This window comes from Paenochrobactrum gallinarii (genome assembly GCF_014205685.1).
Taxonomy (GTDB): Bacteria; Pseudomonadota; Alphaproteobacteria; order Rhizobiales; family Rhizobiaceae; genus Paenochrobactrum; species Paenochrobactrum gallinarii.
The window spans coordinates 47,414-66,597 of record NZ_JACIIU010000007.1 but is presented as its reverse complement, the minus strand read 5'-3'; the positions used below and the strand labels follow the sequence as shown (position 1 = coordinate 66,597).

The 19,184-nt window shown below is 50.3% G+C and carries 20 protein-coding genes; 7 read left to right on the top strand and 13 right to left on the bottom strand.

Going from position 1 to position 19,184, the window contains the following annotated elements; all coding sequences use genetic code 11:
* Positions 1-15 precede the first annotated feature (15 nt).
* A complete protein-coding gene (pyk, locus tag FHS77_RS08995) occupies positions 16-1,452 on the bottom strand; it encodes a pyruvate kinase (protein ID WP_184222524.1) in 1,437 nt (478 codons plus the stop codon).
* Positions 1,449-1,910 carry a DUF1036 domain-containing protein gene (locus FHS77_RS08990; RefSeq protein WP_184222522.1) on the bottom strand — a complete coding sequence of 154 codons (462 nt, stop codon included), beginning with the start codon at positions 1,908-1,910 and terminating at the stop codon, positions 1,449-1,451. The genes pyk and FHS77_RS08990 overlap by 4 nt, the downstream gene beginning before the upstream one ends.
* 277 nt (positions 1,911-2,187) lie before the next feature.
* Here FHS77_RS08990 and FHS77_RS08985 point away from each other — a divergent pair, with 277 nt between their 5' ends.
* Positions 2,188-2,973, top strand: coding sequence for an N-formylglutamate amidohydrolase (locus FHS77_RS08985; RefSeq protein WP_184222520.1), 786 nt, complete (start codon positions 2,188-2,190; stop codon positions 2,971-2,973).
* Positions 2,974-2,983: 10 nt separating this feature from the next.
* Entirely contained in the window at positions 2,984-3,289 is a 306-nt protein-coding gene (locus FHS77_RS08980) for a DUF1244 domain-containing protein (protein WP_184222518.1), read from the top strand.
* 65 nt (positions 3,290-3,354) lie between these two features.
* On the opposite strand, the gene FHS77_RS08975 is transcribed toward FHS77_RS08980, so the two are convergent.
* Complete coding sequence (locus FHS77_RS08975) at positions 3,355-5,271, bottom strand: propionyl-CoA synthetase (RefSeq protein WP_184222516.1); 1,917 nt, start codon at positions 5,269-5,271, stop codon at positions 3,355-3,357.
* 166 nt (positions 5,272-5,437) lie between these two features.
* Here FHS77_RS08975 and FHS77_RS08970 point away from each other — a divergent pair, with 166 nt between their 5' ends.
* The gene (locus tag FHS77_RS08970) at positions 5,438-5,605 is read left to right on the top strand and encodes a hypothetical protein (RefSeq protein WP_184222514.1); all 168 of its coding nucleotides are present in this window, start codon (positions 5,438-5,440) and stop codon (positions 5,603-5,605) included.
* An 89-nt stretch (positions 5,606-5,694) separates the two neighbouring features.
* On the top strand, positions 5,695-5,955 hold the full coding sequence (locus tag FHS77_RS08965; RefSeq protein WP_184222512.1) for a GapR family DNA-binding domain-containing protein: 261 nt from the start codon (positions 5,695-5,697) through the stop codon (positions 5,953-5,955).
* Positions 5,956-6,042: 87 nt separating this feature from the next.
* Here the strand turns inward: FHS77_RS08965 and FHS77_RS08960 are convergent, their stop codons facing one another.
* From FHS77_RS08960 to FHS77_RS08950, 3 genes are all read right to left on the bottom strand, one after another.
* Positions 6,043-6,480, bottom strand: coding sequence for a DUF1284 domain-containing protein (locus FHS77_RS08960; protein WP_184222510.1), 438 nt, complete (start codon positions 6,478-6,480; stop codon positions 6,043-6,045).
* A 69-nt stretch (positions 6,481-6,549) separates the two neighbouring features.
* Positions 6,550-7,101 carry a biotin transporter BioY gene (locus FHS77_RS08955; RefSeq protein WP_374786237.1) on the bottom strand — a complete coding sequence of 184 codons (552 nt, stop codon included), beginning with the start codon at positions 7,099-7,101 and terminating at the stop codon, positions 6,550-6,552.
* Between the two features lie 382 nt (positions 7,102-7,483).
* Positions 7,484-8,152, bottom strand: a complete 669-nt coding sequence (locus FHS77_RS08950; RefSeq protein ID WP_184222508.1) for a GntR family transcriptional regulator — start codon at positions 8,150-8,152, stop codon at positions 7,484-7,486.
* 270 nt (positions 8,153-8,422) lie between these two features.
* Here FHS77_RS08950 and FHS77_RS08945 point away from each other — a divergent pair, with 270 nt between their 5' ends.
* Positions 8,423-9,172 (top strand): YebC/PmpR family DNA-binding transcriptional regulator, encoded by a 750-nt coding sequence (locus tag FHS77_RS08945; RefSeq protein ID WP_184222506.1) that lies wholly within the window; start codon positions 8,423-8,425, stop codon positions 9,170-9,172.
* Positions 9,173-9,353: 181 nt separating this feature from the next.
* Here FHS77_RS08945 and rpmE read toward each other — a convergent pair whose 3' ends face one another.
* Positions 9,354-9,575 (bottom strand): 50S ribosomal protein L31, encoded by a 222-nt coding sequence (gene rpmE / locus FHS77_RS08940; protein WP_184222504.1) that lies wholly within the window; start codon positions 9,573-9,575, stop codon positions 9,354-9,356.
* Positions 9,576-9,779: 204 nt separating this feature from the next.
* Between rpmE and FHS77_RS08935 the strand changes: the two genes are divergently transcribed.
* The gene (locus FHS77_RS08935; protein ID WP_184222646.1) at positions 9,780-11,597 is read left to right on the top strand and encodes an ABC transporter transmembrane domain-containing protein; all 1,818 of its coding nucleotides are present in this window, start codon (positions 9,780-9,782) and stop codon (positions 11,595-11,597) included.
* 96 nt (positions 11,598-11,693) lie between these two features.
* On the opposite strand, the gene FHS77_RS08930 is transcribed toward FHS77_RS08935, so the two are convergent.
* The 6 genes from FHS77_RS08930 to FHS77_RS08905 all read right to left on the bottom strand — a co-directional run bounded on the left by FHS77_RS08930 (position 11,694) and on the right by FHS77_RS08905 (position 17,545).
* Positions 11,694-12,725, bottom strand: a complete 1,032-nt coding sequence (locus FHS77_RS08930; RefSeq protein ID WP_184222502.1) for a peptidoglycan -binding protein — start codon at positions 12,723-12,725, stop codon at positions 11,694-11,696.
* Between the two features lie 2 nt (positions 12,726-12,727).
* Positions 12,728-13,723, bottom strand: coding sequence for a MotA/TolQ/ExbB proton channel family protein (locus FHS77_RS08925; RefSeq protein WP_184222645.1), 996 nt, complete (start codon positions 13,721-13,723; stop codon positions 12,728-12,730).
* Between the two features lie 469 nt (positions 13,724-14,192).
* Positions 14,193-14,984: an inositol monophosphatase family protein gene (locus FHS77_RS08920; protein WP_184222500.1), complete on the bottom strand. Its 792-nt coding sequence runs from the start codon at positions 14,982-14,984 to the stop codon at positions 14,193-14,195.
* Between the two features lie 76 nt (positions 14,985-15,060).
* A complete protein-coding gene (gene efp / locus FHS77_RS08915) occupies positions 15,061-15,621 on the bottom strand; it encodes an elongation factor P (RefSeq protein WP_184222498.1) in 561 nt (186 codons plus the stop codon).
* Positions 15,622-15,807: 186 nt separating this feature from the next.
* The gene (locus FHS77_RS08910; protein ID WP_374786238.1) at positions 15,808-16,863 is read right to left on the bottom strand and encodes a tetratricopeptide repeat protein; all 1,056 of its coding nucleotides are present in this window, start codon (positions 16,861-16,863) and stop codon (positions 15,808-15,810) included.
* A gap of 10 nt (positions 16,864-16,873) precedes the next feature.
* Positions 16,874-17,545 carry a thiamine phosphate synthase gene (locus FHS77_RS08905; protein WP_184222494.1) on the bottom strand — a complete coding sequence of 224 codons (672 nt, stop codon included), beginning with the start codon at positions 17,543-17,545 and terminating at the stop codon, positions 16,874-16,876.
* Positions 17,546-17,915: 370 nt separating this feature from the next.
* Between FHS77_RS08905 and FHS77_RS08900 the strand changes: the two genes are divergently transcribed.
* Positions 17,916-19,109 (top strand): OpgC family protein, encoded by a 1,194-nt coding sequence (locus tag FHS77_RS08900; protein ID WP_184222492.1) that lies wholly within the window; start codon positions 17,916-17,918, stop codon positions 19,107-19,109.
* Positions 19,110-19,184 lie beyond the last annotated feature (75 nt).

Below are 19,184 nucleotides of genomic sequence, written 5' to 3'. Positions count from 1 at the left end.
ATTTGTGCGCCTTGATTATGCGCCGCTGCTGCCATCTGTGCCGATATAGGCAATGCGCAGCATATTGGTGGAACCGGGTGTGCCAAGCGGAACACCGGCGGTGATGATGATGCGATCACCACCTTTACCAAAGTTTTCGCGATAGGTGATGCCACAGGCGCGGTTGACCATATCATCGAGATCTTTGGCATCTTCTGTGACCACGCAGTGCAGACCCCAGACGAGCGACAGGCGACGTGCGGTTTCAACAACCGGCGAAACGGAGATGATTCTGTTGCGCGGGCGTTCACGTGCTGCACGTAAGCCGGTGGTGCCGGATGCGGTATAGGTGACGATAGCCGACAGATTGAGTGTTTCGGCAATCTGACGTGCTGCCAGCGAGATTGCGTCTGCGCCGGTTGGCTCAGGCAAAGCGCGCTGTGCGTCGATGATGGCCGGATAGGTCGGATCCTGTTCAACTTGTTCAGCAATGCGGTTCATGGTGGCAACAGCATCAACCGGATAGGCACCGGATGCTGATTCTGCCGAGAGCATGATTGCATCTGCACCTTCAAACACGGCAGTCGCCACGTCAGAAACTTCCGCACGTGTTGGCACAGGAGCGGTAATCATTGATTCCAGCATCTGTGTGGCAACCACAACCGGCTTACCGGCGCGGCGTGCTTTACGGGTGATCTGCTTTTGAATGCCAGGTACGCTTTCGAGCGGCATTTCCACGCCGAGATCGCCGCGCGCTACCATCAAAGCGTCAGACATTTCGATGATTTCATCAAGACGCGTTACAGCCTGCGGCTTTTCAATCTTCGACATCAGGCCAACACGGCCGCGTGCGATTTTGCGTACTTCTGCCAGATCTTCCGGACGCTGAATGAAGGAGAGGGCGACCCAGTCAATTTCTTCTTTCAGAACGGCATCAAGATCGCTGCGATCTTTTTCGGTCAGAGCGCCGACACCCAAAGTGGTATCCGGCAGGCTCACGCCTTTGCGGTCAGAAATATTGGTGCCGGAAATAACTTTACACTGGATGGAGGTGCCATTGCACTTTTCAGCAACCAGATGCAACTTGCCATCATCAATCAGCAGACGATGACCCGGCTTTACGGCTTCAAGAATTTCAGGATGCGGCAGGAAGACGCGGGTGTTGTCGCCTGGTGTTTCCTGATTGTCCAGGGTGAAGGTCTGTCCGGCTTCGAGCTCGACTTTACCTTCGAGAAATTTGCCGACGCGGAGCTTTGGCCCCTGCAAATCAGCGAGAATACCGATCGGGCGACCGACCTGCTTCTCAACATTACGAATACGTTTTACCAATGTGCGCATGAGGTCATGACTGGCATGGCTCATATTAATACGAAAGACGTCGGCTCCGGCTTCAAAAAGCTGAGCGATGGTTGCTTCTTCCGAAGATGCCGGGCCAAGCGTTGCGAGAATCTTGACCTTACGATTACGCTTCATGGATTGGATGTTCCTGTTACTGTAGGAGTTTCAGGCGGTGCCTCATCAGTCAGCTGGACCATCCAGCTCGATTGTTCGCCTGTATCATATTCCTGAAAACCTGCGCGCTGGAACCCGCGTGAGAGACATTCTTCCACGCCGTTGATCCGAAATTCTTTTTCGGCCACGCACATATTTACTTTGCCATCCCAGCGACCACCACCTTCAGCATCTTCTGCATAAAGATAGTAATATCTTGATGACAAAGGTCCTTCGATCAATGTTTTGCAACTGGACGCATTGACGTGCCACCAGCCCTCTGTGACCCAGCCGCTTTTTGCACGATAGCCGATAGAAACGCCGACCAGATTTTGTGTGGCATTACAAACGCGGAAATCAGCGCGCGCTTCTACGCCCATCAGCGCCGTTGCCATAAGGCCGGTACCTGCAAATAAAGCTAAAAAGTGTGAAAGTCGCATTCAACGAAACCTTTCAGCGCGCAATTGACTGGTTGCTACGCTTGGAAAATTCATCTTTTGATGCTCTCTTTTCGGCAGTTTCGCATGGGATGTCAACGTGCACAACCAAAGACTTAATAGCGCTTAGTAAACAGGTCATTGCGTTCATATCATAGCCATGTCACAGCATAAATCGATTAGATTCAACTTTTATGCGAGCTGAGCGGTCATAACAAGACAATTTTTCAACTATCTGTATGATCAAAATAAAATTGGATAAAAGAAGGCCGGAATTTTTATGTCTTTTGCACCCTTTGAACTGATTGACGGTAATAAAAAATCAGGACTTTTATTGACTGCGGATCATGCCAGCCGTGCCTTACCTGAAGCTTACGGCAGTTTGGGGCTGGAAGCCGCACAATTTGACCGCCATATCGCTTATGATATCGGCGTTGCAGAGCTGACGCGCAAACTGGCGGCAAGGCTTGATGCCCCTGCCGTACTGGGCGGATTTTCAAGATTGTTGATTGATCCGAACCGTGGTGAAGATGATCCGACGCTGATTATGCAATTGTCGGACGGGGCGGTGATACCGGGCAATTATCCGATGGATGCACAGGAACGCGAAACGCGGCTTAACGCGTTTTATCGTCCTTATCATGATCAGGTTTCGGCTTTGGTGTATGATGTGCGGGAAGAAAGCGGGCGCGCGCCTTTTATTGTGTCCATTCATTCTTATACACCTGTCTGGCGCGGTAAAGCGCGGCCATGGCATTGCGGTCTGCTTTGGGATAAAGATGACAGGGCACTGCGCCCATTATTGGAAATGCTGCGTGCTGAGCATTTGCTGATTACCGGTGACAATGAGCCTTATGATGGTGCATTGCGCAATGATGCGATGTTTAAACATGCAACATCTAAAGGCTATCCGCATATTCTGATTGAGGTTCGGCAGGATTTGATTGCCGATAATGCAGGCACAGATCAATGGGCGGCACGTTTGGCGCCGATGCTTACGGCACTTAATCAACTGCCGGAAATGCAGGAAGTTCAGTTTTTCGGATCACGTACCGATCCGGTTTGAGGGGGCAGTAATGTCGAAAATTGATGATCAGACACAGGTTGAATTGGAGGCGGCAGCGTTTCGCCGGTTGGTTCAGCATTTGCGTGAGCATGCAGATGTGCAAAATATCGACATGATGAATTTGGCCGGTTTCTGCCGCAACTGTTTGGCAAACTGGTATAAAGACGCGGCTGAAGAAAAAGAAATCAGTCTGAGCAAAGACGACGCGCGCGCAATTATTTACGGTATGCCATTTGATGAGTGGAAATCACGCTATCAAACGGAAGCGACGGACGCGCAAAAACAAGCTTTTGCAGCAAAAAATCACGATCATTAAGGCTTGATTTTCGCTTATTAAAAAGCCGCCTTGCATGATTGCAGGCGGCTTTTGTATGTGGTGATTTAAGCTGCCTGACAGGCATTGCCGATTTTGCGGTCACGCAAAGCATCCGTGATTTCATCGAGGATTGCCGGATCATCAATGGTGCCCGGCATTCTCCACGGCTCACCATCAGCAATTTTCTGGATGGTGGAGCGCAGGATTTTGCCTGAGCGGGTTTTCGGCAGACGTTTGATAACAAGTGCTAACCGGAAAGAAGCCACAGGGCCGATTTCACTGCGCACACGTTCAATACATTCAGCTTCAATGACACTTTCAGGCCGATCGACATTGGCTTTCAACACCAGAAAACCGCATGGCACCTGACCTTTTAATGTGTCGGCAATACCAACGACCGCGCATTCGGCGACATCAGGATGGCCGGAGATGATTTCTTCCATCGCGCCGGTGGAGAGGCGATGGCCAGCCACATTGATGATGTCGTCGGTACGGCTCATGATATAGACATAGTTGTCTTCATCCATATAGCCGGCATCGGAGGTTTTATAATAGCCTTCGAACTCATCGAGATAAGATTTGCGGAAGCGTTCTTCTGCATTCCAAAGCGTGACCAGACAACCGGGTGGCAGAGGCAGCTTGATCAGCACATTGCCGAGTTCGCCGCGTTTGACCTCATGGCCGCCATCATCCACAACGCGAATGTCGTAGCCCGGCATGCCAACCGTTGGCGAGCCGTATTTGGTTGGCATTTTGCCAAGTCCCAACGGATTGGCAGCGATTGCCCAGCCTGTTTCGGTTTGCCACCAATGGTCAATCACCGGCACATTGAGAATATTTTCTGCCCATTTCACGGTGTCCGGGTCGGCGCGCTCTCCGGCCAGAAACATACATTCCAGCTTGGAAAGATCATATTTCTTGACGAGTAAGCCTTCCGGATCTTCTTTTTTAATTGCGCGTAATGCTGTTGGCGCGGTGAACATAATGCGGACATTATATTCGGAAATCACCCGCCAGAATGCGCCTGCATCTGGGGTGCCAACTGGTTTGCCTTCATAGATGACAGTCGTCGCACCGATGAAAAGCGGGGCGTAAATAATATAGGAATGGCCGACAACCCAACCCACATCGGAAGCCACCCAAAAAACATCGCCCGGTTTGATGCTGTAAACCGCACCAACAGACCATGTGAGCGCCACCATATGGCCGCCGTGATCACGCACCACACCTTTTGGTTCACCGGTGGTGCCTGATGTATAGAGGATGTAAAGCCCGTCGGTTGCCAGAACCGGCACACAAGGCACATGGCGGCCACGGGCAGCATCAACGGCTTGTTTATAGTCGATGTCGCGACCTTCTACCGGAATATGTGCTTTTTCGGGACGTTGCAAAACAATGCAATGCTGAACCTTATGGCGGCTCATCTCAATCGCTTTGTCGAGCATGTCCTGATAGGCCACCACGCGGCCAGGCTCGACACCACAGGAGGCGGCGATAATCATTTTGGGAGCAGCATCATCAATGCGTGTTGCCAGTTCATGGGCGGCAAAACCACCAAAAACAACGGAATGAATAGCGCCTATACGTGCACAAGCCATCATGGAAACAGCTGCTTCCGGGATCATCGGCATATAGATGAGTACGCGGTCACCTTTGACCACGCCGTGATCTTGCATCACCGCAGCAAGAGCTTCAACCTCTTCCAGAAGTTGCGCATAAGTTATTTTTCGCTTTTGATTGGTGACAGGACTGTCATAGATAATAGCGGTTTGATTACCGCGGCCTTGTTCGACGTGACGGTCAATTGCATTATAGCAGGTATTGGTTTCACCACCGGTAAACCAGCGGCCATAAACGCCCTGATCTGCGTCAAAAACTTTGTCGTAAGGCTTGAACCAATGCACGTTTTGAGCAGCTTCGTGCCAGAATTCCTCCGGATTTTTCTGCCAGTTGGAATAAATATCCCCGTATTGCGATGCCATTCTGTTCCTCCCAAAACAGTATGATTTTTCTGATCTTAGGCACATCTCTATTATCGCGTCCATAAAACTTAAGATCAATTTAGCGTTTTATGGCTATACTTTGCTCTTCTCAAGCTTCTGCTGGTAAAGGCGGGGCACATGAAATGAATGGTTTAAGGGGACACTGATGTCCAAAATATTGCCTGCTTTGCTGATCATTATTATGATCCTGCATATTTTCAGGCCGTTAGGTTTGCCGGGTTTGCGCCGCCGCAGCGATTTTTGGAAAATCGCGGTGATAGCACTTGGCACAATGGCTTTGATAATGGGCATTCAATTGCGTGGTTACCCTTGACCATTTTGCCCCTGTCAGGCATCGAAAAGTACATATTCACACTGCGAGTCGCAGTCAGTCACCTGTTTTAATAAATTGGAGTATCTCCTGTGGATGACATCACAACTGAAACCGCACAAACGGTAGCCGTCGGTCAGCTGCGTTCTTTCATCGAGCGAATTGAACGTCTGGAAGAAGAAAAGAAAACCATCGGGGACGATATCAAAGAAGTTTATGCCGAACTGAAAGGTTCGGGCTTTGATAGCAAGGCTGTTCGCACCATCATTCGCCTGCGCAAAAAAGAAGAACATGAGCGTCAGGAAGAAGAAGCAATGATCCAGCTTTATATGGATGCGCTTGGTATGGGTTGAGTGATATCGCCTGTTTGAAAAAACAGTGTCTGATATTAATGAAAAAAGGCTGGTTGCAGGATGCTGCAACCAGCCTTTTTTATGTATTCAAACCATGTCGGTGCATTGTATTTTGACATGTCTGTAAGCAGAGTTTTGCGCAATATCGGTGCAGAGAGCTGCCCATTGGCAGCCCTTGCAGGCGGAGCGGATGGTATTCTGACTAAAAGCTGCACGCAGCTTTTGCAGTAATTGGCTGTTGAGGATGAATTTGCTGCCTGATTGCAGGCGCACGCCCAGCAATGTGCTGATATCTTCCAGTGCTGCTTGGTCGCGTAAGATGACGCTTGCATTGTGGCAGTGGCAATTTTCTTCGCATAAAAGTGGGGCGCAAATATCATCGGGGCCGTTGACAAGTGTGATGACGGTGCCGTGGCTTAAAGCTTCTGCAATCTGGTCGTAATTTTCGACGAAAAAAGGTGAGTAGCCCTTGCCGATATAAGTCAGCATACAAAGCAGATGGTGGCCGCGCAGATGAATAGTCATGAAACCATATAGTCTGTAACCCTATCCGGCTCACGTGCCGGATAGGGTTTATTTCGGTAAGATGAAAGTTTAGCGGCTTGCAGCTTTCAGGATGGCTGCGCCCAGCGCGGATTTAATGACTGCGCCGATCAAAAATGGTGTTGCGCCAAAAGCAATGGCTTTTTCCATGCCAATGAGACTTGAGAGCCAGAGTGTGCCCATGACAAGGCAAAGCGCATTGGCTGCAAGGAATGAAGCAAAGGCAAAGCCCACTCGCTTACCGTTCCAGCCGCGTTCGGCCAGATAGCCGGTGAGGGCAGCGATAATCGGGAAAGATGCCAGATAACCGGCGGTCGGGCCTGCAAAAGCCATGATGCCACCCGAGCCGCCTGCCAGAACCGGCATGCCGACCATGGCTTCACCAAGCCATGCCAGAACGGTGAGGGCACCCAAACGCCAGCCGTAAAGCGCACCGATCAATGGCACAACCAGGGTCTGCAAGGTGATTGGAACCGGTATCATCGGCACTTCAACCTGTGAGGTGAGTGCAAGAATGAATGTACCGAATATAACGGCGGCAGCACGTACAGGCAGCGAGCGGCTATCAAGGTTCAAAGGGCTGAAACCTGCTGGCGCATGCATCTCAATTTGGGACATAATCACTCCGTAGATAAATTATAGATAAAATCTAATTTCGATCTATATATCTGTTATGAAAATTTATGGGAAAGCAAGTCTATGTGCTAAAATTAAACGCGTACAGGATGGTGATTCTATAATAACCATATGTTATTATTGATAAAAATTTTTCTGGTACAGTGGCGTTATGTGATAAAAAATATAACTTTAACTTTAGTTTTATAGATAATTTTAATGTTTATGTATTTTGCAGTGAGCGATTTTTGACTGATCAATAGATGGCAAAAAGAGCAATATAGCACTGTAATCCGATAAGCCGAGGGGGCAAACAGGGCGGTGGTGATATTCAAATATTGTTAGCTTACTGCGTTAAGACGACCGGAACTTAGCCGATAATGGAAAAGCCGTCGCGGATTTTTCCTGAAGCCGTCCGGACAGGACGGTGGCCGATCCATTGGACGTGGCGCGCGAGAATAAGGCAGGCACTGTTTGTGTCACCTTTGCGCAAAGCGTCAAGAATGGCACGGTGGTCGTGATCGGTGCGCACTTCCCACTCGCTGCGCCATGTTGAAAACAAAAAACGGGCGCTGGCTGCATGTAGATCATCAATCGCTGCAAGCAGGCGCGGCATGCCGCATGGTTCAATAATCAGGCGATGAAAGCGCCGGTTGGCGGCTTCCCATTCGCGGATATTGGCGCAATTATCGCCCTCTGATGTGGCTTGTTCGGCTGCCTCTAAAATGGCGCGGGTCATATGTGGTGCAGCATGGCGCAGAGCCAGTACTTCTAATGCGGCACGCATCTCGGCCACTTCACGCACTTCATTGATGTCAAAAGAAGCAACGCGCACGCCTCGACGCGGTTCGGAAATAGCCAGACCTTGTGCTTCGAGACGGCGAAACGCCTCGCGCACCGGCACATGGCTGGTTTGAAACTCTTCCGCAATATGGTCTTGCCGTAGTTTTACACCCGGTTCCAGCGTGCCGTCGATAATACGATCGGCAAGGATGCGGCTGATTTTGACGGCAATGGTTTCGTTCGCTTCGCTCTTCATGTAATTATAGATAATCAATAAAGGTTGTAGTGTCTATGTTTTTGTAATTTTTTGCGCGTAAAAGCGGCAATATATACCTTAGCAAGCCTTGTGGTTCCGGAGGTGGACTGGACGTAGGGCGCAACATTCCGTATAAGGCCGCATCCCGTCCGGTTAAGGATGGCTGGCTTGCGGTTACGGCGCAATAAAAGGCGCTGCAAATAGCTTGATTTTCAAAAGCCGCCATCGCTTTTGTCCGCACGTTATTTAAAGAACCTATACAGGGGTGTCATGGCTGGTCATTCGCAGTTTAAAAATATTATGCATCGCAAGGGTCGTCAGGACGCTGTGCGCTCAAAAATCTTTTCCAAGCTCGGCAGAGAAATTACCGTTGCTGCAAAACAGGGTTTGCCTGATCCGACAATGAACCCGCGTCTGCGTCTGGCTATCCAGAACGCTAAAGCGCAGTCCATGCCGAAAGACAATATTGAACGCGCCATTAAAAAGGCTGCGGGCAATGACGGCGAAAACTATGATGAAGTGCGCTATGAAGGCCGTGGCCCGGGTGGTGTATCGGTTATCGTTGAAGCGCTGACCGACAATCGCAACCGTACTGCTTCCAATGTGCGTGCAGCTTTCACCAAATCCGGTGGTGCTTTGGGTGAAACCGGTTCGGTTTCTTTCATGTTCGACCGCGTTGGTGAAATCATCTACAAGCCGGAAGCCGGCGATGCGGATGCGATTATGGAAGCGGCCATTGAGGCAGGCGCAGACGACGTTCAGTCAAGCGATGAAGAGCATGTGATCATCTGCTCGTTCGAAAGCATTGGTGAGGTCTCAAAGGCGCTGGAAACAGCACTTGGTGAAGCTGAATCGATCAAAACTGTCTGGAAGCCACAAAACAACACCAATGTGGATGAAGAAAAGGCGCGCTCCGTGCTTAAGCTCATCAACACTTTGGAAGATGATGATGACGTGCAGAACGTCTATGCCAACTTCGAAGTATCTGATGAAGTGATGGCGAAACTCAGCGCTGAGTGATTCTTCACATCGTTGATGAATTAAAAAAGTCCGGCTCAAGCGAGCCGGACTTTTTTATTGGTTGGACGTCTGGAAACCAGAACATAAAAAAACCCCGCCGAAGCGAGGTTTTTTAAATTTGTGCATTTTCGGGTTATGATCAGCGAGGCTGTAATCCCGAATTTGCCCGAGGCATTTGAAATTAAATACCCAGATTGCCGAAGCGATTCTTGAACTTGGACAGACGGCCACCGCGGTCAACCAAAGTCTGGGCGTTACCGGTCCATGCTGGATGGGTGGTAGGATCGATATCGAGGTTCATCGTATCGCCTTCTTTGCCCCATGTTGAACGGGTCTGGTATTCGGTGCCATCGGTCATCACGACCTTGATGGTGTGGTAGTCGGGATGGATATTGGCTTTCATCGATACATTCCTGAAAGATTGATAGACGATCATGCATCAATCCAGTATCAGACTGTAGCACTTTCGCCCAATGGCAGTTATGAAGGCGCACGCCAAAAAGGCGACGGCTTCCAAAAGGGTTGGCGAGCCTATACATCAGCTACACGATAATAACAAGGCGCAATCGCAATAATGGTCGCAAAGCATCCGGAAAACATCAAGAAAATGTCTGAAGAAGTTAACAATAAGCCTAAGAGATCAGTTAAACCCTTGCGGCGCATGTTGCCATTTCTGGCGCGCTACAAGCTGCTGGTTTTAGGTGCGCTGATTTCTCTGGTTGCTGCTGCTACCACAACGCTGATGGTGCCGATTGCCGTGCGCCGTATGGTGGATAATGGTTTTTCCACTGATAACAGCTCTTTCATCAATAATTATTTTGGCATGTTGGTGCTGCTGGCGCTGATGCTGGCACTGGCTTCGGGCTTGCGTTATTTCTTTGTGATTACGCTTGGTGAGCGCGTTGTCGCTGATTTGCGCAATGCGGTTTTTGATCATGTGACTAAACTGTCGCAGGATTTCTTTGACCGCTCCAATTCCGGCGAAATTGTCTCACGCCTGTCTGCCGATACGACTCAGATTAAATCGGCCGTTGGTGCGACGGCCTCAGTTGCATTGCGCAATATTATCATGGGGCTTGGTGCTGTTGGCATGATGGTGGTGACAAGCCCGAAACTGTCGGCGCTGGTGATTGGTGCGATTCCATTGATTGTACTGCCGCTGATTGCTTTTGGCCGCTCGGTGCGCCGTCGCTCGCGTGCAGCACAGGATATGCTTGCCAATGCCAATAGTTATGCCGGTGAACAGATCAGTGCTATGCGCACGCTTCAGGCTTTCACCAATGAAAAAATGGTGATCGGCCGTTTTGCAAAAGCCGTGGAAAATGCTTTTGCCGCGGCACGTTCTTCCGTTTTTGCGCGCGCGATTCTCACCTCTTTTGCTATTTTTATGGTATTTTCCAGCGTTGTCGGCGTGTTGTGGTTCGGCTCCAATGATGTGTTGTCGGGCACAATGAGTGCCGGTCAGCTCGGCCAGTTCCTGCTTTACGCGGTGTTTGCGGCCAGTTCCTTGGGGCAATTGTCGGAAGTCTGGGGCGAACTGGCACAAGCGGCCGGTGCCACCGAGCGCCTGACCGAAATTCTGGATGAAGTACCGGCGATTGCTGCGCCGAAAAATCCGGTTGCTTTGCCTGTTCCGGCTCTTGGCGAAATCAGTTTTGAAAATGTTGTTTTCCACTATCCTGCACGCCCTGAAAAAGCGGCTCTGGCTGGTCTTGATTTCAGTGTGAAACCGGGTGAAAGCGTGGCGATTGTCGGGCCATCGGGCGCTGGTAAAAGCACGATTTTCTCGCTTCTTTTGCGTTATTATGATCCGCAGTCGGGTACTATCCGTGTTGATGGGGTGTCGCTTCCTGAAGCTGATCCGCTGGCAATCCGTGGCCGCATGGCGGTGGTGCCGCAGGATGTGGCAATTTTTGCCAGTACTTTACGTGAAAACATTGCCTTTGGCCGTCCTGATGCAACGGATGAAGACATTATCGCAGCCGCCAAAGCAGCCTTGGCACATGATTTCATCATGGCGCTGGAAAAAGGCTATGACACATTGGTGGGTGAGCGTGGCATGACGCTTTCGGGTGGTCAGCGACAGAGAATCGCTATTGCGCGCGCTATCTTGCGCGATGCACCGATTCTGTTGCTGGATGAGGCCACCTCTGCGCTTGATGCTGAAAGTGAAATGCTGGTGCAGAAGGGCTTGGAACATTTGATGACAGGCCGCACCACTTTGGTGGTGGCGCATCGTCTGGCTACGGTGTTGAAGGCAGATCGCATTTTGGTCGTGGATGAGGGGCGCATCATTGAAGAAGGCACCCATGCTTCGCTGGTGCAGAAAAACGGGGTTTATGCCCGTCTTGCCAAACTGCAATTTGAAGCAGGTGCCGGAGTTTTTACTAAAGAAAGTGTCTTTGCGAAAGAAGTTGCTGAATAAGCAATCAAACCGTAGAAATGAAAAAGGCCTTGGGGATGTTTTACCCCAAGGCCTTTTTTATGTTCAGAATGTTACCCATTCTTGAGGGGGAATTTTTTAGCGTTCGGTGAGTTTCAATTCGATACGTCGGTTTCTGGCGCGCGCATCACTGTCATCCGAATCATCCAGTGGCTGATATTCGCCAAAACCTGCAGCCACCAGGCGATTTGCCGGAACACCATTGGCGATCAGGAATTTGACCACCGATGTGGCGCGCGCTGAAGAGAGCTCCCAATTGTCGCGGAAGCGTCCGGTGCCAATAAGCGGAATATTATCGGTGTGGCCATCAACACGTAAAATCCAGTTGATGTCATCGGGAATTTCATTGTTGAGCGTGATTACCGCGTCAGCGAGCTTTTTCATTTCGATCAGCCCCGCCGGATTAATATCGGAGGAACCAGTCGGGAAAAGCACTTCCGATTGGAAGACAAAGCGGTCGCCAACGATGCGGATATTTTCTTTGTCGGAGAGAATTTCACGCAGACGCCCGAAGAAATCAGAGCGATAACGGTTCAATTCCTGCACACGTTGAGCCAGCGCTACATTGAGCCGTTTGCCCAGATCCGCAATCTTAGCATTTGATTCTTTGTCGCGTGCTTCAGACGCATTAAGCGCTTCTTCCAGTGCACCGATCTGGCGTCTGAGTGCTGCAATCTGCTGATTGAGAAGTTCTACTTGTGAGAGTGCACGGGCGCTTACCTGTTTTTCCTGATCGAGACTGGCATTTAAATCGCCGATCTTCTTATCGGCTGCCGCGCCAGCGCCCGCACCTTCGCTGAGAAGGCTTTGCAGGCGCGAGCGTTCATTTTCAGCCGAAGAGAGTGAGGCTTGCAGATTAGCGATTGTGTCCTGCAAATCCTGAGCATTGCCGCGTTCCAGCGATAAAAGCTGTGTCAGCTCGTTGATCTGGCTGTTGAGGCGCGCCAAAACATCGTCTTTGTCACTGACTTCGCGGCTGAGCAAAAATTGCGCCAGCACAAAAACTGTGAGCAAAAACATGATCGCCAGCAGCAATGTGGATAAAGCATCCACAAAGCCTGGCCAATAATCTACTTGCCGGTTTTGCCGGCGGTTGCGGGAAAGCGCCATCTTTAACGGCTCCCGCCTGAAGGATCACGGTTTGCATTATTGAGCGCTTTGTTGAGCTTGTCCAATGTCTCACGAATGGCTTGCTGATCGTCTGCCTGACGCTCTGCCCAATCACGCATCAATTGTTGTTCACTGCGCATATTTTTTACCAAAGCGTGGATGCCTTCGGCCAGATTGGCAAGGGCGGCGGTGGTGCGCTGGTTCGGGCTGCCATTTTCCTGCATGGATTGCAGACGGTTAGCGATATCGCGGATGTCCTCGGTTGAGCCTTGTGCCGCGACTGAACCTTGATTGAGGTCAGAGCCGAGATCAGTCACGGTTGAAAGCCAGTTTTCAAGTTCTGTGTAGAAACGGTTTTGCGCGCGCCCCGCCTGCAAGTCCAGAAAGCCTAGAATCAGCGAGCCGGAAAGACCGAAAAGCGATGAGGAAAAGGCGGTGCCCATACCAGTTAAAGGTGCCTGTAAGCCAGCTTTCAATGCGTCCAGCACGTCATTGGTGCTGCCCGATGCCGGATCAAGGGTTTGGATCGTGTTGCCGATAGAACCGATTGTTTCCAGCAAGCCCCAGAATGTACCAAGCAGCCCCAGAAATACCAAAAGGCCGATAAGATAGCGGGAAATATCGCGGCTTTCGTCCAGACGGGTGGCAATCGAATCGAGAATGGAGCGCATTGAGCTGGTAGAAAGTGCCATGGATTGCTGATGGCCGATCAATGCGCGCATGGGTGCGAGCAACACCGGCGGGCGCGACATGCTGCCATCATCGCCACGGCGCAGTGAATTGACCCAGCGAATTTCCGGCATCAGGCGGATGACTTGCCCGAAGGCAAGTAAAATGCCAGCCAGCAAAACGCCAAGGATCAGCCCGTTTAATCCCGGATTGGTGACAAAAAATGTATGGATCTGGCGGGAGAGAACTGCGGCCAGAAATGCTACAATGATCAGGAAGATGATCATGGTAATCATCATTATACGCGGCGTTGACATCGGAGTGGCCATGTAATCCGCGTTATAATTTCTGGTGAAATTTCCGGCTTGCTGGTCGCGCTTTTCAGCCTGCATCACTTATCTTCTCCACTGCCGTCCGATTCATTTATCTTGAAGCTAGCTTATAATTTATAGACTGGGAAATAGGGTAATCGTTTGTCGGCAATATTAAATGCCTTAAAATCAGCATAGGCATTTAATTTTTAAAAGCATACGAGCATTTAATCTGTCCCAATTATTAAATGTAAAATTGGGATTTCAGTTGAGTGAAAAATCGTGTCTTCTACTCATATTAACAATGAACAATGCATATAGAAAACTATGATGAACGGCTGTTGGTTTTCAAACAGTATGATGGTTGCAAAAGCAGTTAATCAAAACGTGACTTTTTAGATAAGAATTTTCAAATTCATTATTTTGGATAAAAAATGCCGGTCTCGTGAGAGACCGGCATTTTTAAAGATTATATCTGATTTAGATATCAGATCGGTTTTTTCAATGTCGCCATCAAAGCTTTGTGAATGGCTTCATTACCAGCAACGATGCCCTTGGTTGCAAACATGTCCTGTCCGCCGTTTTTGTCGGAGACAAAACCACCGGCTTCACGGATCATGAGAATGCCTGCTGCCATATCCCATGGCTGCAAATCATCTTCCCAGAAACCATCAAGACGACCGGCTGCAACATAGGCCAGATCAAGTGCGGCAGCGCCCATACGGCGGATACCGGCTGAATCAGCCATGATGTTGCGCAGTTCCACCAGATAATGGCCATGATGGCCGCGGCCGATATGCGGAATGCCGGTGCCGATAACAGCATCAACCATTTTGCTGCGCGCTGCCACGCGCAAACGACGGTCGTTGAGGAAAACCCCGCCGCCGCGTTCTGCGGTGTAAAGCTCATCCATTGCCGGATTGTAAATGACGCCAGCCACGATTTGTCCCTGACGTTCCAATGCGATCGAAACCGCAAACATCGGAATCCCGTGCAGGAAGTTGGTGGTGCCGTCGAGCGGGTCAATGATCCAGCGGTGCTGGGCGTCACTGCCTTCAACCGCGCCGGATTCTTCCATCAGGAAGCTGTAATCCGGCCGCGCTTTTTTCAGCTCGGTGAAGATGATCTGTTCGGCCTTGCGGTCTGCCTGACTAACATAGTCGCCAGGGCCTTTAAGCGAGACCTGAAGGTTCTGAACCTCACCGAAGTCACGGGCGAGTGAGCGTCCGGCCTTCATTGCGGCCTGAACCATAACATTGAGTACGGCTGAACGCGCCATGCCTAATCCGTCCTAATTTCTTGTTTATCAGTTTTGCGATCAGCTTGGCTGACTTAAACGTCAGCCGACCGGCTGATTATGCGCGGCTGATATAGGTTAATTCGTTGGTATCGACGATAACGCGTTCACCTGCTTCAATAAATGGTGGAACGAGTACACGGATGCCATTTTCAAGAATTGCAGGCTTGTAAGAGGAAGCCGCAGTCTGACCTTTAACAACAGGATCAGCTTCGGTGATTGTCAGTGTAACCTGATCCGGAAGGCGGATACCGATCGGACGCTCTTCGTGCAATTCAACGGTGACCATCATGCCATCCTGCAAGAATGCAGCGCGGTCGCCAACGAAATCTTTAGGCAGTTCGAGCTGTTCGTAGGATTCGGTGTCCATGAAAATCAGTGCTTCGCCCTGTTCGTACAGGAAGGAGAAATCCTTCTGTTCGAGACGGACGCGTTCAACAGTTTCCGCCGCGCGGAAACGTTCGTTCAGCTTGGTGCCGTTGATGAGGTTCTTCAGTTCAACCTGATTATATGCGCCGCCTTTACCAGGCTTAACCGCATTGGTTTTAACTGCTACCCAAAGACCGCCGGCATGCTCAATAACGTTGCCTGGGCGGATTTCATTACCATTGATCTTCATAAAATTGATCCGGAAATAGCGTGAAAGGGAAGTGCGGATTGCTATGATAGACCAATACCGCAATAATCGACTTTCCAAGACCACAAAAAGCGGATTTTGGCAAGCTTAAAGCATGTTTTAGCCAATTTGCCCCGCTTTTCATGGCGGGCAACAGCGGGTTTAAATCACGGATGAGGGGCGGTTTGACTATTGGCGCAGTGTCTCAGCGATTTTTCTGGCGCGTTCAATTTGCTCATCCTCCAGCCCGTCCAGCATGGAATCGAGATCAAAGGCTGTGAGGCCTGAACGGCGGGCAACAAAATACCACGCAGCCGCAGTCACTGTATCGCCGTCGGTTCCCAAGCCATCACGATAAAGGCGGGCAAGTCGCGCTTGTGCTGCCACATTGCCGTTGCGTGCTGCCTGCAACATCCATTTGAATCCGGCATCAAAATTGCGCTCGCCACCGCGCCCTTCCACCAGCCATGTGGCCAGATCAAGCTGGGCGGTGTCGTAGTTTTTTTGTGCGGCGCGCAGCAAGAAAAAGCGTGCTTCTGCTTCATCTTTTTTAATGGCACTGGTGCCGTTAGCCAAAATCTGGCTCACAGCATATTCGGCATCGGCAAGGTTGCTGTCTGAGGCTTTTTGAAACCACGGATAGGCTGCTTCAATGCCTTTTTCGCCGGGATTATTTTGCATCAGAATCTGCGCGTAATTAAACTGTGCCATGGCGTTGCCGGCTTCGGCTGCAGCTTTCATCAGGCTTTCAGCCTGTACGCGGTCTGCTTTGACATGCTCACCGTCAAGCAACAGCACTGCATATTGAAACTGCGCATGCACATCATTTTGTGCGGCGGCTTTACTATACCATTCAGCTGCCAGTTTAGGGTCAACCGGCACGCCGAGCCCGCGCGAATAGATTTCGCCAAGCAAGGTTTGTGCGGCAGCATCACCGGCTTCCGCGCGCGGCTTAGCAAGGCTTAAAGCAGTGAGATAAAGCCCGCGCTGATAAGCGCCGAAAGCCGCATCAATGGGTTTGGCACCAAAGCGGTTCGGGTCAATTTCAATCAATTCATCAGGCAGTTCATCGGTGGTGGCGGGTTGCGGCAGCATGTTTGGCCGATCCGCTTTACCTTCCGCCTTGCCTGCCGGTTTTGCTGTTTCAGCCGCCGGAGCGCCTGGCTCCACGGCTGAAAAAGCCGGCGCTGCAGCAATGGATATTGCCGCTACACCGATGAAGCCTGAAAGAAATGACCGAAGCATTTGCATATAATCAGCTCTCAAACTGCGGAGCGTTTTCGTCCAGCAGACGGTTGGCTTCAGCCACGGCTTCGGCCGGATTGTCTGCCTGAAAGACGCAAGCTCCGAGTGCTACAAATTCTGCGCCGGTTTCAGCCGCAGGAATAATGCTCTGCATATCACTGCCTGCCTGCACAATGGCCGGAATTTCAACCATTTGTGCCCACCATTCAGCCAATGACAAATTGCGTGGATGGGCGTCCGGCTTGTTGTCTGCACCAATTTTGCCGAAGAAAACAAAATCTGGTTGTAACTCGCCAATGGCTAAACAGGAATGACGGTCACGCAAGTTGCCGGTGCCGACAATCAGCTTTGGTGTGTAGCGTTCAATCGCTTCGGCAACCGTTTCCTGATTGCCTTCAATATGGAGGCCATCGGCACCAACGCGACCGGCAATGCGGGTGTCATTGAGAATAAGTGCTGCTGCGCCTGTCTTTTGGATGAGCGGCACGACTTTTTCTGCAAAAGCCTGAAACTGGGCTTCATCGGCATTAGTGGTGTCGAGAATAACGCTTGCAACATCGCCGCCCGACAAAGCCTGTTCCAGCTGGGTGGTGAGTTTGGCAGCATCGCTCAATGGTGGTGTTACCAGAACAACACGGCAGCGGTTCTCGAAGCTATTTGTCTGTGCGTTATTTGTTGTCATGGAAACAGCTTAAATCCTTAAATTTTGATCGAATTCGGGCATAGAGGAAGTAAATCAGATTGAACAGCCCCGATCATGCCTGTTGTCACTTTGTTATACACTGGAAGGAAAGTTGATTTCCATAAACCATAAACTGCCCCAATCCCGTGCCACATTAAAGTCACTGATATGTCTGCGATACCTGAATAATCAATGTTGTGCAAAGCAGTACGGCTTTTTTCAGGTGAAATTAACATTCGGATTGTCGTTGGCAGCTTGCCACGGGAAGCAAAACGCTTCGCACTTTCTGATTTTTGATGCGGGTGCGCTCAGTAGGGTGAGGTGTCACCGGTCTGACAATGGCAATTTGAGTTGATGGGTTAGGGATACTATGACCAATACTATTACCGGCAAACGGGACAGTCGTATTGATGTCTTCAGAGCATTGGCATTGCTGACTATTTTCATCAATCATGTGCCCGGCACAATTTATGAAAACTTTACGCATAAGAATCTCGGATTTTCAGATGCGACAGAAGCTTTTGTGCTCATTTCCGGTATGGCGATTGCGCTGGCATATGGCAATAAATTCATCTCCGGCAATCGTTTGTTGTTGAGCATCAAAATGTGGCGTCGTGCGGGCGTGCTTTATGTCTCGCATATGATGACCACGATGGTGACAATTGCGATTTTTGCCGGTGCTGCAATTCTTTTCAGCCGGCCTGAGTTTTTGAACCAGATCAATATCGGCCCTTTGATGGAAAAGCCTGCTGAAGCAATGACAGGGCTGGTAATCCTTGGACATCAGCTTGGCTATAATAATATCCTCTCCATGTACGGCGTATTGTTGCTGATGACACCTGCTTTATTGCTGCTGGCGCGTGTGGGCCTGCCATTTTTGCTGGCGGTGTCCGGTGCTGTTTGGCTGGCTGCCGGTGTTTTTCATATTGCGCCGTCCAATTTCCCCAATGATGGTGTCTGGTTTCTCAACCCGTTTTCATGGCAGTTTTTGTTTGCCATCGGCATTGCCGGAACAATCCATGTGCGCAATGGCGGAGAAATTCCTGTACGCGGCTGGATGATAGCGCTCGCCGCTGGTTATCTGCTTTTGGCGCTTGTCTGGGTGCGCTGGCCTTTATGGGGGGTGGATATTTCTTTTGGGTTACCGGCAGTTCTGACCGGTTTCGACAAGACCTTCCTGTCCTTGCCGCGCCTGCTGCATATTCTTTCTATCGTCTATCTGCTTGCGGCTATTCCGGCCTTGGCAAATTTGGCGCGCACCGCTCATGACCATCCATTGGCGATTTTGGGTCGGCATTCATTGCCGATTTTCATCGCCGGCACTTTGCTTTCTATGGTGGCGCAGGTGATGAAGCTGGTTAATCCGGGCGGTTTTTGGGATGATACATTGCTGATTGCCGCTGGTATCGTCGCGCAATTTGCGTTTGCTTATTATCTGGAATGGCTATCCGCCATGAAGCAGAAGGCCAGAACCAATGCGGCACCTGTGACGGCACAGCCTGTCAAGGTGAAGCTGGAGCCAAAGGCCGAGCCAAAACCAAAACCGGCCTTCGGAACGGTATAACTTGTCCTTCAGATGTTACTAATCGCTAAAATGAGTGCAAAAATTAACTCTCCGTTAATCTTAACACGGTTTAAT

Excerpts from the sequence above, each read along its gene's own strand:
- FHS77_RS08930 (WP_184222502.1), bottom strand. The coding sequence starts at position 12,725 with ATGGCGCTTTCCCGCAACCGCCGGCAAAACCGGCAAGTAGATTATTGG.
- FHS77_RS08910 (WP_374786238.1), bottom strand. The coding sequence starts at position 16,863 with ATGCTTCGGTCATTTCTTTCAGGCTTCATCGGTGTAGCGGCAATATCC.
- FHS77_RS08970 (WP_184222514.1), top strand. The coding sequence starts at position 5,438 with ATGTCCAAAATATTGCCTGCTTTGCTGATCATTATTATGATCCTGCAT.
- FHS77_RS08990 (WP_184222522.1), bottom strand. The coding sequence starts at position 1,910 with ATGCGACTTTCACACTTTTTAGCTTTATTTGCAGGTACCGGCCTTATG.
- FHS77_RS08975 (WP_184222516.1), bottom strand. The coding sequence starts at position 5,271 with ATGGCATCGCAATACGGGGATATTTATTCCAACTGGCAGAAAAATCCG.
- rpmE (WP_184222504.1), bottom strand. The coding sequence starts at position 9,575 with ATGAAAGCCAATATCCATCCCGACTACCACACCATCAAGGTCGTGATG.
- FHS77_RS08920 (WP_184222500.1), bottom strand. The coding sequence starts at position 14,984 with ATGGCGCGTTCAGCCGTACTCAATGTTATGGTTCAGGCCGCAATGAAG.
- FHS77_RS08900 (WP_184222492.1), top strand. The coding sequence starts at position 17,916 with ATGACCAATACTATTACCGGCAAACGGGACAGTCGTATTGATGTCTTC.
- FHS77_RS08960 (WP_184222510.1), bottom strand. The coding sequence starts at position 6,480 with ATGACTATTCATCTGCGCGGCCACCATCTGCTTTGTATGCTGACTTAT.
- pyk (WP_184222524.1), bottom strand. The coding sequence starts at position 1,452 with ATGAAGCGTAATCGTAAGGTCAAGATTCTCGCAACGCTTGGCCCGGCA.
- FHS77_RS08950 (WP_184222508.1), bottom strand. The coding sequence starts at position 8,152 with ATGAAGAGCGAAGCGAACGAAACCATTGCCGTCAAAATCAGCCGCATC.
- FHS77_RS08980 (WP_184222518.1), top strand. The coding sequence starts at position 2,984 with ATGTCGAAAATTGATGATCAGACACAGGTTGAATTGGAGGCGGCAGCG.
- FHS77_RS08925 (WP_184222645.1), bottom strand. The coding sequence starts at position 13,723 with ATGGCCACTCCGATGTCAACGCCGCGTATAATGATGATTACCATGATC.
- efp (WP_184222498.1), bottom strand. The coding sequence starts at position 15,621 with ATGAAGATCAATGGTAATGAAATCCGCCCAGGCAACGTTATTGAGCAT.
- FHS77_RS08945 (WP_184222506.1), top strand. The coding sequence starts at position 8,423 with ATGGCTGGTCATTCGCAGTTTAAAAATATTATGCATCGCAAGGGTCGT.
- FHS77_RS08935 (WP_184222646.1), top strand. The coding sequence starts at position 9,780 with ATGTCTGAAGAAGTTAACAATAAGCCTAAGAGATCAGTTAAACCCTTG.
- FHS77_RS08985 (WP_184222520.1), top strand. The coding sequence starts at position 2,188 with ATGTCTTTTGCACCCTTTGAACTGATTGACGGTAATAAAAAATCAGGA.
- FHS77_RS08955 (WP_374786237.1), bottom strand. The coding sequence starts at position 7,101 with ATGCATGCGCCAGCAGGTTTCAGCCCTTTGAACCTTGATAGCCGCTCG.
- FHS77_RS08905 (WP_184222494.1), bottom strand. The coding sequence starts at position 17,545 with ATGACAACAAATAACGCACAGACAAATAGCTTCGAGAACCGCTGCCGT.